Consider the following 10,775-nt stretch of genomic DNA (forward strand, 5'->3'; position numbering starts at 1 on the left):
GCCGCGTCCGACAATTGCCGCGGCGCGATCCCTCCCCGCGAGCCTCACCGAATCGCCACTCGACCGACCATGGCGGAAAGCCGCGTGATCACGGCACCAAGTTGGATAGCCACTTCAACGGATATCGATGCGAACTCACTCCAGACGTTCCCAGCCCGACCGAGTAAAGTCGCCGCGGTAGCATCCGTTCTCGCAAGGAATCCCGGGCCAGTCCGAGATCATTCGAGATTTCCGGAGCGAAGTGAAAGACTCACGAGCGGCCCCGTCGTCTCCGTGGTGTCGCGGGTTCGAGTCCCGCCCTCGCTACCAAGACCCTTGGATTACCGGGGATTCTCGCGTACTCGTCGGCTGCGATCGTTCAACGCTTATTCGTCGAAACGCTAGGTTCATCGGCCCGTCTCGGCCGGGCCGGCCCGACTTCGAGATATTTGCGGCGACGGCACGGGCGGCGCCGATGACGATGTTGTCGCGCTCGCTGTCGCGGTCGCTGAAGCCGGGTGCCTGGCCCTTGAGGATGCTCCAGAGTTTCGCGGGTTGTGAGCGGGATGCCTTGTGCTCCCCAGGTCGGGTTCCCGACGTCGAATAGAGAACGAAACGACGCGGACGTGTAAACCGCGGACGTGTAAACAGGGAGTCGGTGAACGCCGGCACCCGCTCGTCCGTCTCGGGCATGGTGAGGATGGGGCCGGCGTAGGTGCGCTAGAGGTGGTATCCGCGGCAGGCGGGGCAGGCGTAGGTCACGAGCGAGATGCGGGGCTCGGCGGCGCGTCGGGCCGCAACGGCGTGTCGGGCTTGGTGCCGGTCGCGATACCGGGCGAGACCGGAATGCTCACAACGCGGCAGCTTGTGTCGGTGGGCGTCGCCCGAGCTGCGCGGGCGGATGCCCAGGTCCGAGTCAATGCGGCGGTTGCGGTTCGTCATGGTGTTGCTCCTTCGGTGTCGGTGTCGGTGTCGGTGTCGGTGTCGGTGTCGGTGTTTCGGTGTACTGACGCTCCGTCGAGGCATCGCGAGGCATCGCGAGGCATCCAGTGGCGCGGTGCCTGACGATGCCTAGCAGAGCGAGGTAGCGGCGGTAGGGAGGGGCCGACGAGCGCGGCCCGAATCCTCGGGAGGATCCGGGCCGTCCTACCCGGCAAGGGCGTTAGGCGGCGTCCTGGTCTTCCGGAGCTTCCAGCTCGGCGAACTTGGCCTGCATGGTCGGGTTGCCCTTCGTCAGCTTCTTGACGGTGAGCGCGGTCGCCTTGTCGTTGGCGAGCCGCAGGTTGTTCTCTGAGCCGAGCAGGCCGTCCTTAACCTTCTGCAGCCGGTCGATGGCGAGGTCGATGTCCTTGATCGCGGCGTCGAACTTGCGCTTGGCGAGGTCGTAGTTGCGGCCGAACGACGACTTGAAGGCCTCGAGCTCGGACTCGAAGTCGGTGATGTCGATGTGCTGCTTCCTGGCCTGCTCGAGTTCGGCCTTCACGAGGATCGTGTCCTGTGCGGCGTTGCGGAGCAGTGCGATGATCGGCAGGAAGAACTGGGGGCGGACGACGAACATCTTCGGATACTGGTGCGAGACGTCGGTGATGCCGGTGTAGAGGTCGGACTCCTCTTCGAGCATCGAGACGAGCACCGCGTACTCGCAGCCCTTGTCGTTGCGGTCCTTGTCGAGCTTGGCGAAGAAGTCACTGTTCCTCTTGCGCGTCGACGAGGCATCCGCTTCGTTCTTCATCTCGAACATGATCGAGACGTACTCGACGCCCTCGTCGCTGAAGTCGCGGAAGACGTAGTCGCCCTTCGTGCCGACCGAGGCATCGTTGTCCTTACCGAACTCGGCGTTCGGGAACGCGAGCGAGCGGATGCGGTTGAACTCGACCTCGCAGTGCTGCTCCAGAGTCTCGCCGAGCAGCTTGACCGAGAGCTTCGCCTTCATGTCCTTGTAGCGCTCGATGAGGTCGTCCTTTAGAGCGAGCTCCTTGGCGTGCGATTCCTTGAGCGCGGCGTCCTTGACCTTCTGCTCGGCCGACTGCAGCTCAAGTTTGTTCTGCGCCTCGCCGAGCTGCTTCTCGGTTGCGGCGACGGCATTCGCGACCGCGAGGTCCCGTTCGGTGCCGGCGGACTTCAGCTCGGCCTGGAGCTTCTGGATCTCCGCGTCCTTCTTCGCGGCCGACTGCTGCGACTCCTGCGCCGCATTCGCGACAGCCAGGGCGATCTCGGCCGTCTTGACCTTCTCGGCCTCGGTGAGGCGTGCGTGGAGCTCGGCCTCGAACTCCACGGTTCGCACCTGCTGCACGATGTCGGCATAGTTGGCCTCATCGATGGTGAAGACGGTTCCGCAGTGCGGGCACTTGATCTCGTTGGTAGCCGTGTTCGGCGTGATGTTGTTCATGTGGCGATCATGGAGCTCCCTAAAGCCTTCATGCCTACTTGAAGCTGATAACCCCACTTATCAAGTAGAACCTCCACAAGCGCCGGATTCTCGATACGGTGACTCCATGACCACGAACCCGTCACTTCTCATCGACCTGGCCGGCGTCGCCCGGCTGGCCGGCGTGCAGCGACCCGTGGCGTCGATGTGGCGCACGCGCATCGCCAGGGCCGCGGATCCGTTCCCGAGCGCAGTCGACGAGCAGGGCGGGCGAATGCTGTTCGATGCGTCTCAAGTGGCCGAGTGGCTCTCGCGCACCGAGCGTGGCAACAATCCAGACGCACAGGCGGATGCCGCGGCTGCAGCTGCTCCGCCCGGTTTCTCCTTCTCGGACCGACGCGCAGTCGAAGAACTCGAAGCCCTCATCACGCTGTACTCGCAGCGCGGCACACTCGAGGATCTCTCTCCCGCGGACCTGCGGATGGTCGCAGCAGAGACCGACCCGAACGACGAGTTCGTGCGCGCCGAACTCGAGGCGCACGCCAGGCGACGCGCGGAATGGCTCGACTATGCCGAGCAGCTGATCGATGCGACGTACTCGCCTTCGGCGGCGCTGGCGCTCGTCGGCCGACGCCACGCCACCTCGGTGAGCATGGCAGGCTCGACGGGAAGGCTCAGGGATGACGCGATCGAGCTCGTTGCGGCGGCGACCCGCGCCCTGGTCATGAATGCCGCAGCCGAGTCCGGAGACGACGTGGCGGTCATGCTCGATGCCCACGACGTCGAGCTCACTGCAACGTTGGCCGAGGCGCTCGGCGATGACGTCGATGTCTCGCTGCCGCCTGGATCCGACGCTCGACGCGCGCGCCGCCGGCTCATCACGGGCGGCCGCTGGTTGGTCGACACGGCCGCGATCGAAGCATCTCGGGCGGTCGTGGTGGCACGTGTCCCCGCCGGCCGCGGCGATGACGTCGCAACCATGCTGCGAGCGGTCGACGAAGTGTCGCTGTCGATGCGCGACACGGATTCGGCCATCGTGATCGGCCCGGCACGAGCGCTGGTCGACGCGCTCTCCCCTGAGGCAGAACTCGTGCGAAGTGACATCCTGCGAACAGGCCGTGTCCGAGGCATCGCCAGACTCGCGCCCGGGTTGATCGAGGCCGCCCCGCGGGAGTCGCTCGCGGTGTGGGTGCTCGGAGCGCCGATGGGGCAGGTCAAGATCGCCGACCGCTTCACCGTCGTCGCGGATCTCATCGACGCTCCGCTCACCACCGCCACCCGCGCCGACCTCGTGATCGACTTGGTCGCCAGCATGGGCAGCGCCCGCGAGGTTCGCGGACACACGTTCCGCTTCGGGCGGTTCGTTCGAACCCCGAACATGCTGGCGCGTGGTGGCTCGCTCACCGATTCAGTGGCAATCACAGGGCGATCGCGTGCGAGTACGGCTGACCTCCCCGTGTTGATCGATGCCGCGGCCGACGCCGTTCGCACTGACCTCGAGCCCATCGTGGTCGTGCCGACTTCTGCGTCTTCTCGCGAGCCGCAGAGCATCGCCGACCTGATTCGCGATGGCCACCTCCGCGTCGTCTCAGGTACGCGGGTCGACCCCGAACTGCACGGACCTGAGGGTCTGGTCGTTGTTGCGGCATCCGACCTCGACGACCCGAGCACGGTCGGCAGTGTCCGAGTCGATCAGCTCGTGTTCGCGGAGCAGCATCCGTCGACCGGTCTCACACGCCCTGGCGACGTGATCTTCCGCACCGGCCCGACCGCGGCCGCATGGGTCGATGTCGACGGCTCGAGAGTCGTCGCCTACCCGGCCCGCGTGCTGCGCATCACCGCGGCCGACCCTGGTGGGCTCGTTCCCGAACTCATCGCGGCGGACATCGTCGGTCAGCCGGCCGGGCCCGGCGCCTGGAAACGATGGATGCTCCGCCGCGTCTCGCCTCAGGCGGTCGCCCCGCTTCGGGGGGCACTCGCCGACATCGCCGCCCGGAGCGACGCACTCCGCGATCGGGCTGCCAGACTCGACCGATACGCGGAACTGCTCGCCGCCGGTGTCGTCGCAGGAGCAGTCACCCTCGAATCCAAACCCCGCGCAAACGAATCCATCGACGCCACCGCCGCTGACGCGGCATCCACGCAGTAAGGAAGCACATGCCCCGCACCCCGAAAGCCGCCCCGCGGGCGCCGTCGACCATGAAAGAGCTGAAAGACACGCTCTGGAAGGCCGCCGACAAACTGCGCGGATCGATGGATGCCTCGCAGTACAAAGACGTCATTCTCGGGCTCGTCTTCCTCAAGTACGTGTCGGACGCCTTCGACGAGCGCCGTGGCGGAATCCGCGCCGAGCTCGCCGCCGACGGATACGACGGCGAGCAGATCGCCGACCTCATCGACGACACCGACGAGTACACCGGCCGCGGAGTCTTCTGGGTGCCCGCGAACGCGCGCTGGGGCTTCCTCGCCGAGAACGCGAAGGGCGCGACGATCGACAGCCTCGAGAAGTCGATCGGCCTGCTGATCGACGAGGCGATGGATGCGGTCATGCAGTCGAACCCGCAGCTTTCGGGCACCCTGCCGCGCATCTTCAACCGCGACAACGTCGACCAGCGGCGCCTCGGCGAACTCGTCGACCTGTTCAACTCGGCGCGTTTCGCGGCGCAGGGCCAGGGTGGGTCAGACGGACGCCGCGCCCGCGACCTGCTGGGTGAGGTGTACGAGTACTTCCTCGAGAAGTTCGCCGCCGCTGAGGGCAAGCGGGGCGGCGAGTTCTACACGCCCGCCGGAGTCGTGCGTGTGCTGGTCGAACTGCTGCAGCCGACCCACGGACGCGTGTACGACCCCTGTTGCGGATCGGGCGGCATGTTCGTGCAGGCCGAGAAGTTCATCGACGCCCACCACGGTGAAGGCAGCGACATCTCGGTCTACGGCCAGGAGCTCAACGAGCGCACCTGGCGCATGGCGAAGATGAACCTCGCGATCCATGGGCTCTCGGGCAACCTCGGGCCGCGCTGGGGCGACACCTTCGCCCGCGACCTGCACCCCGACCTGCAGGCCGACTTCGTCATGGCGAACCCGCCCTTCAACATCAAGGACTGGGCCCGCAACGAAGAGGACCCCCGCTGGCGGTTCGGCGTGCCCCCCGCGAACAACGCGAACTACGCGTGGATCCAGCACATCCTCTCGAAGCTCGCCCCCGGCGGACAGGCCGGCGTCGTCATGGCCAACGGCTCGATGTCGTCGAACTCGGGCGGCGAGGGCAAGATCCGCGCCGAGATCGTCGAAGCCGACCTCGTGTCGTGCATGGTCGCGCTGCCGGCCCAGCTCTTCCGCTCGACCGGCATCCCCGTGTGCGTGTGGTTCTTCGCGAAGGACAAGGGCGCGCGCGCCGGCGAGGTGCTCTTCATCGACGCCAGGAACCTCGGCCACATGGTCGACCGCGCCGAGCGCGCGCTGAGCGACGAGGACATCGCGAAGATCGCGGGCACCTTCCATGCCTGGCGTGGAGTCGAATCGGATGCCGCACCCGACCAGTACGCGGATGTTCCGGGCTTCTGCTACTCGGCGACGCTCGCCGAGATCAAGGCCGCCGACTATGCTCTGACCCCCGGCCGCTACGTCGGCGCCGCCGAAGCAGAGGATGATGGCGAGCCGATCGAGGGGAAACTTGCCCGGCTCCGCACCGAGCTGGAGGCACAGTTCGTCGAATCTGCTCGACTGGCCGCGGTCGTGCGCGAGCAGCTGGAGCGGGTTTCATGAGTCAGGCTCTCGCGGACGTCGGTGTCTCTGTCCTCGACTGTGAGCACAAGACACCCGCAGCACAACCCTCAGGTTTCCCCTACATCGCCATTCCCGACATCCAAGACGGCAGGGTGCTCGTCAATCAGGCGCGTCTCATCTCAGAGGCGGACCTCGCTGAGTGGACCCGTCGTACCACTCCCGGCAGAGGCGACATCCTGGTCACACGTCGCGGGCGCGTCGGTGACACTGCTCCGATTCCCGACGGGCTGCGTTGTGCAATCGGGCAGAATCTCGTTCTCCTTCGAAGTGACGGCACATTGGTCGACCAGGCCTTCCTTCGATGGGCTGTCCGCAGCCCTCAATGGTGGTCTGAAGTCGATCGGCTCATGAACGTGGGCGCTGTATTCAGCAGCTTGAACGTCAAGGACATTGCACGAATCCGTCTGGACTTCCCGCCGCTCCCCGAACAGCAGGCGATCGCGGAGGTGCTGGGCGCGCTCGACGACAAGATCGCCGCCAACACCGCCCTAGCGGCTACACAACGTGAGATTGCACGAGCGAGATGGGACGCACACAGGCGAGGTGTCAAAACGGTGCCACTTGGCGACCTTGTTGAGACCGGCTTGTCCGGCGTGTGGGGAGACGAGAGCCAGACCCCGAGCGCGGGAACCGAAGTGTTGGCACTTCGCGGGCGGGATCTCGAAGATGTTCTCGTCGGCAAGCCTTTGGATGCGCCCCATCGTTGGATCTCGTCTACCCAGGCCACTCGGAGGATCGCACCTGATGCGCTCGAAGTTTGGACGGCGGGATCAGGGACGCTCGGGCCAACACTACTGATCACGCCTCAATTGAGACGCTCCCTGCCATTGCCGCTTACATACAGCAACTTCGTGAAGCGACTCGTTGCTCGCGAAGACGCTGCGGGTCACCTCCCCTCTGCCTGGTTTGCGATTTGGGAGGACTGGGAACGAGGGAACTTCGAAAATTATCGAACCGGAACCGCCATGCCAAACCTTGATGTCTCGGCTCTCTTGGCTGGTGTTCAAGTGCCGCTCCTAGCTGGGTCAGAACGAGCCGACGTGCGCGCGTGGGCGGACCTCATCCTTCGGCAGGAGCTCGAAGCCGAGAACCGCACCCTCGCCGCAACCCGCGACGCGCTGCTTCCGCAGCTCATGTCGGGCAGGCTCCGCGTTCGCGATGCCGAGGCGGCAGCATCCGCCGCCGGCGCCTGAGGGCGAGCGCAAAGACCGGATAGATTCGCAAGACTGCACCGTCGCATGTAACTGGGGAGATTGAACGCATGACCACCACGGCCGCGCCGCCTTCGGCGGCCCCGACCCCGCCGACACCCGCGAAGCGAACTTCCGTCTGGGCGAAGATCCTGCTCGTCGTCTTGGTGCTGGTGGTCGCCGCCGCAGCCGCCTTCGCCGGCCTCACGGTGGGCAAGTTCCTCGGCGCGGGCGAGGAACGCGACGTGCAGGTCGTCCGATCGGTCACAGGAGAGGAACAGGTGATCCTGGTCACCGCCGGGCTCACCGACATCCAGGAAGAGAGCGACAGCCAGACCTTCTTCGGTCTGTTCGACATCCCACTGAGCGACCGCACGGCATTCCTCCGCTACGAGTTCGACGCGAAGCTCGGCATCGACGGCCGGCAGGTCGAGATCGAGCCGCTCGGTGACAAGCGCTACCGCATCACGATCCCGGAGTTCATGTTTCTCGGGTACGACAACCCCGACTTCAGCGTTGCGACCGAGGCGAACGGCATCCTGAGCTGGACTACGCCCGAGATCGACATACTGGAGGCGACCGAGGAACTGCTCACCGATGCGGCGGTCGCGGAGCACATCGAGGGCCTCCGCCCCCTGCTCGAGGAGCAAGCGGTCACCTTCTATACCCGCATTGTGTCGAGCATCGAGCCCGACGCGACGCTCGAATTCGAGTTCACTCCATAATCCCTGATAGCCCCCGACAGAAAGACGACCGCCATGACCATTGATTCCGACCCTCGCGAGGCTCCCACCGACGCACCGGGGAGCGAGATCGAGTTCATCAGCGACGGCGATGGGCTGGTCGTCTTCGGCAAGCCTGCAGCCGTCGAACAGTTCGTCGCGTCGGCGGGCGTTCCGTCACGCGACCTCGACCTCCGGCCGCTGGCGCCGGCGATCGCACGAGGCGGGTCGGCGCTGCAGACGGCGTCGGAGGTCTCGGCGAACGCCGGGCGATGGATGAAACTGACCGAAGAGTCAGCGCGAGCCGCTCACGGCGCGACCCTCGTGCAGCGATCGGGTGGCGAGTTCGTACAGGCGACCACCCGTGCTGCCAACGGTCAGTTCGCGAAGAACCTGCAGTTCGTGACCAAGCCGGGCGCAATGCTGACCAATCCCGCGATCCTCGCCGGTGTCGGCGGCATCATGGCGCAGTACGCGATGCAGCAGACGATGGAGGAGATCACCGAGTACCTCGCCAAGATCGACGCCAAGGTCGACGACATTCTCCGCGCGCAGAAGGACGCGGTGCTCGCCGACATGATCGGCGTCGAGTTGATGCTCGACGAAGCCCTGGTCGTTCGCGCCGAAGTCGGCCGAGTGTCGGAGGTGACGTGGTCGAAGGTGCAGGGTTCGGCTGCGACGATCGCACGCACCCAGGCGTACGCACTGCGCCAGCTCGACGGTCTCGCCGAGAACCTGGAGCGCACAACCAAGGTCGGCGACCTCGCCGATCTGTCGAAGCAGGCCGAAGACACCGTCGTCGAGTGGCTCGCGGTGCTCGCGCGCTGCTTCCAGTTGCAGGAGGGGATGGCACTGCTCGAACTCGATCGAGTGCTGGATGCCTCGCCCGACGAACTCGACCAGCATCGCGTCGCTCTCCAGACGGCGAGACAGCGACGACGTGAACTCATCGCCACGACGACGACGCAGCTCGTGGCGCGGATGGACGCCGCCGCGAGTCGGGCGAACGCGAAGGTGCTGTTGAACCCGTTGCGTCGAAAGTCGTTGTGCACGCGAGCAACGAGGTCGCGTCGGGTGTCGGTGACCTGCATGCGACCCTCGGCCTCGCCGATGAGCGCGCAGCCCTCGAAGCCCGCCGTTGGTCCGCGGCGGCCGCGGATGTGCGCGACGACATGGTCGGTGCGAGCAGGGATGGCCTTCAGGCTGCGGGTCGATTCGGGACGGGGACGCTCGAGAACGCCCGGATGTCAACGGGCCGGCTGGCAGAGAAGCTCGCGAACCGTCTGCAGCGCACCGAGGAGACCGCTTCGGCCCCACCCGCTGAGCACGAGGGCAGAGAGCACTGAACGGTTATGGAATCGCGCAGAACTCATAACCGGGATCGCGTGTCGGTGATCAAGGAGGGAGGGCTCGCGAGCCCACCGCTAGGCCAACACGAGAGTACGTCACTTCACCGCCGGTCACAGCTCCCAGAGCGCCGAGACGGGGAGGGTCCGAAGCCGATCGCCGAAGAACGAGCCCTGTTGGCTAGCGTTCAGCACGTACCCGCCGAGGAATCGCTCGCCCAGCTTGTCGCGGAGTGTTCGGAGCCCAGCGAAGTGCTCAGCCTTCGCAGTGCTCCCGGACTTCACCTCGATGCCGATGACGCTGCCGTCGAAGAACTCGGCGACGATGTCGACTTCGAGGCCGGTGCGGTCTCGAAAGTGGAACAATTCGAATTCCTCACTGCTCCATCCGCGTTGCTTTGTGAGCTCCGTCACCACCAAACCCTCCATCGCCGCGCCCAGGTAGGGGTTGGCGAGCGGCTTCAAGTGGTCCGCTGTCGTCTTAGCGAGGCGCAGGGCAAGGCCCGGATCGGTGACATAAGCCTTGGGCTTGGACGCCTGCCGACTCGTGAGGTTCGGCGTCCATGGTCGAAGCGTGCCCACCAGATACATGATCTCCAGAAGGTCGATGTAGGTTGTCACCGACGTCTCGGGCACGTTCGCGTCGCGTGCGATGCGTGCCTTGACCAGCTCACCGGTCTGATTCGCGGCCACCAGGCGCAGGACGGCGTGGAGCCGAGTGGCGTCCACGCGCGGGGCGATGTCACTCACGTCCCGTTCGAGCAGGCGCCCCACATAGCTGTCGAACCAGCTGGCTCGCAGCCGATCGCTCACGGACAGAACCTCGGGGTAGCCGCCGCGGGCGATGATCTCGGCGTAGTCGGATCGCGTCGAATCGGTGGTGAAACGGACGGCGTCCGCGCCCGCCTTGAGGCGTCCGAGAAGGTCGTCCCGGCGACTGCGGATCTCACCCTGACTGAGCGTTCGAAGGTTCACGGTGATCGCGCGGCCGGCGAGACTATCCGGTGTCCGCGTGAGACGCAGCAGATCGCTCGAACCGGTCAGCACGAACCGGCCCGGGCGCCGGTTACGGTCGATCGACGCCTTGATGGGGAGGATCAGTTCCGGGGCGCGCTGAAGCTCATCTATGACGAGCGTGCCGTCCGGTATCTGATCGACGAACGCGGCAGGGTCGTCCGTTGCCGCTTCAAGGGTTCGCTCATCGTCGAGCGTCGCCAGCGCTGCGTTGCGGCCGCTGACGAGCAGTTCGGCGAAAGTGCTCTTACCTACCTGTCGCGCACCCTGGATAACGACCGTCGGAAAGGCTCCGAGAAGTTCGCCCGCCCACTCGAGGGAATGGCGCGGCAGCAACGGTTCCATGAGTACACCGTACGCTCAACTCGTAGGT

8 protein-coding genes are annotated in these 10,775 nt (G+C 65.8%); 5 read left to right on the top strand and 3 right to left on the bottom strand.

From position 1 onward, the window contains the following. Positions 1 to 699: 699 nt before the first annotated feature. Both ACFWN7_RS05695 and ACFWN7_RS05700 read right to left on the bottom strand, forming a co-directional pair. The gene (locus tag ACFWN7_RS05695) at positions 700 to 921 is read right to left on the bottom strand and encodes a hypothetical protein (RefSeq protein ID WP_376937770.1); all 222 of its coding nucleotides are present in this window, start codon (positions 919 to 921) and stop codon (positions 700 to 702) included. A 220-nt stretch (positions 922 to 1,141) separates the two neighbouring features. Then, a complete protein-coding gene (locus ACFWN7_RS05700; RefSeq protein WP_376937771.1) occupies positions 1,142 to 2,368 on the bottom strand; it encodes a DUF2130 domain-containing protein in 1,227 nt (408 codons plus the stop codon). 106 nt (positions 2,369 to 2,474) lie between these two features. On the opposite strand from ACFWN7_RS05700, the gene ACFWN7_RS05705 reads away from it, so the two are divergent. The 5 genes from ACFWN7_RS05705 to ACFWN7_RS05725 all read left to right on the top strand — a co-directional run bounded on the left by ACFWN7_RS05705 (position 2,475) and on the right by ACFWN7_RS05725 (position 9,437). Next, positions 2,475 to 4,496, top strand: coding sequence for a hypothetical protein (locus ACFWN7_RS05705; protein ID WP_376937772.1), 2,022 nt, complete (start codon positions 2,475 to 2,477; stop codon positions 4,494 to 4,496). Positions 4,497 to 4,504: 8 nt separating this feature from the next. Next, positions 4,505 to 6,109 (top strand): type I restriction-modification system subunit M, encoded by a 1,605-nt coding sequence (locus ACFWN7_RS05710; protein ID WP_376937773.1) that lies wholly within the window; start codon positions 4,505 to 4,507, stop codon positions 6,107 to 6,109. Next, positions 6,106 to 7,323, top strand: a complete 1,218-nt coding sequence (locus ACFWN7_RS05715; protein WP_376937774.1) for a restriction endonuclease subunit S — start codon at positions 6,106 to 6,108, stop codon at positions 7,321 to 7,323. Before ACFWN7_RS05710 ends, ACFWN7_RS05715 begins: the two co-directional genes overlap by 4 nt. A 68-nt stretch (positions 7,324 to 7,391) precedes the next feature. After that, positions 7,392 to 8,045: a hypothetical protein gene (locus ACFWN7_RS05720; RefSeq protein ID WP_376937775.1), complete on the top strand. Its 654-nt coding sequence runs from the start codon at positions 7,392 to 7,394 to the stop codon at positions 8,043 to 8,045. A gap of 33 nt (positions 8,046 to 8,078) precedes the next feature. Continuing rightward, a complete protein-coding gene (locus ACFWN7_RS05725) occupies positions 8,079 to 9,437 on the top strand; it encodes a hypothetical protein (protein ID WP_376937776.1) in 1,359 nt (452 codons plus the stop codon). A gap of 65 nt (positions 9,438 to 9,502) precedes the next feature. On the opposite strand, the gene ACFWN7_RS05730 is transcribed toward ACFWN7_RS05725, so the two are convergent. Next, a complete protein-coding gene (locus tag ACFWN7_RS05730; protein WP_376937777.1) occupies positions 9,503 to 10,747 on the bottom strand; it encodes an ATP-binding protein in 1,245 nt (414 codons plus the stop codon). Positions 10,748 to 10,775: the final 28 nt, after the last annotated feature.

Source organism: Agromyces sp. NPDC058484 (genome assembly GCF_042720415.1).
In the GTDB taxonomy this organism is placed as follows: domain Bacteria; phylum Actinomycetota; class Actinomycetes; order Actinomycetales; family Microbacteriaceae; genus Agromyces.

Excerpts from the sequence above, each read along its gene's own strand:
- ACFWN7_RS05695 (WP_376937770.1), bottom strand. The coding sequence starts at position 921 with ATGACGAACCGCAACCGCCGCATTGACTCGGACCTGGGCATCCGCCCG.
- ACFWN7_RS05700 (WP_376937771.1), bottom strand. The coding sequence starts at position 2,368 with ATGAACAACATCACGCCGAACACGGCTACCAACGAGATCAAGTGCCCG.
- ACFWN7_RS05705 (WP_376937772.1), top strand. The coding sequence starts at position 2,475 with ATGACCACGAACCCGTCACTTCTCATCGACCTGGCCGGCGTCGCCCGG.
- ACFWN7_RS05710 (WP_376937773.1), top strand. The coding sequence starts at position 4,505 with ATGCCCCGCACCCCGAAAGCCGCCCCGCGGGCGCCGTCGACCATGAAA.
- ACFWN7_RS05715 (WP_376937774.1), top strand. The coding sequence starts at position 6,106 with ATGAGTCAGGCTCTCGCGGACGTCGGTGTCTCTGTCCTCGACTGTGAG.
- ACFWN7_RS05720 (WP_376937775.1), top strand. The coding sequence starts at position 7,392 with ATGACCACCACGGCCGCGCCGCCTTCGGCGGCCCCGACCCCGCCGACA.
- ACFWN7_RS05725 (WP_376937776.1), top strand. The coding sequence starts at position 8,079 with ATGACCATTGATTCCGACCCTCGCGAGGCTCCCACCGACGCACCGGGG.
- ACFWN7_RS05730 (WP_376937777.1), bottom strand. The coding sequence starts at position 10,747 with ATGGAACCGTTGCTGCCGCGCCATTCCCTCGAGTGGGCGGGCGAACTT.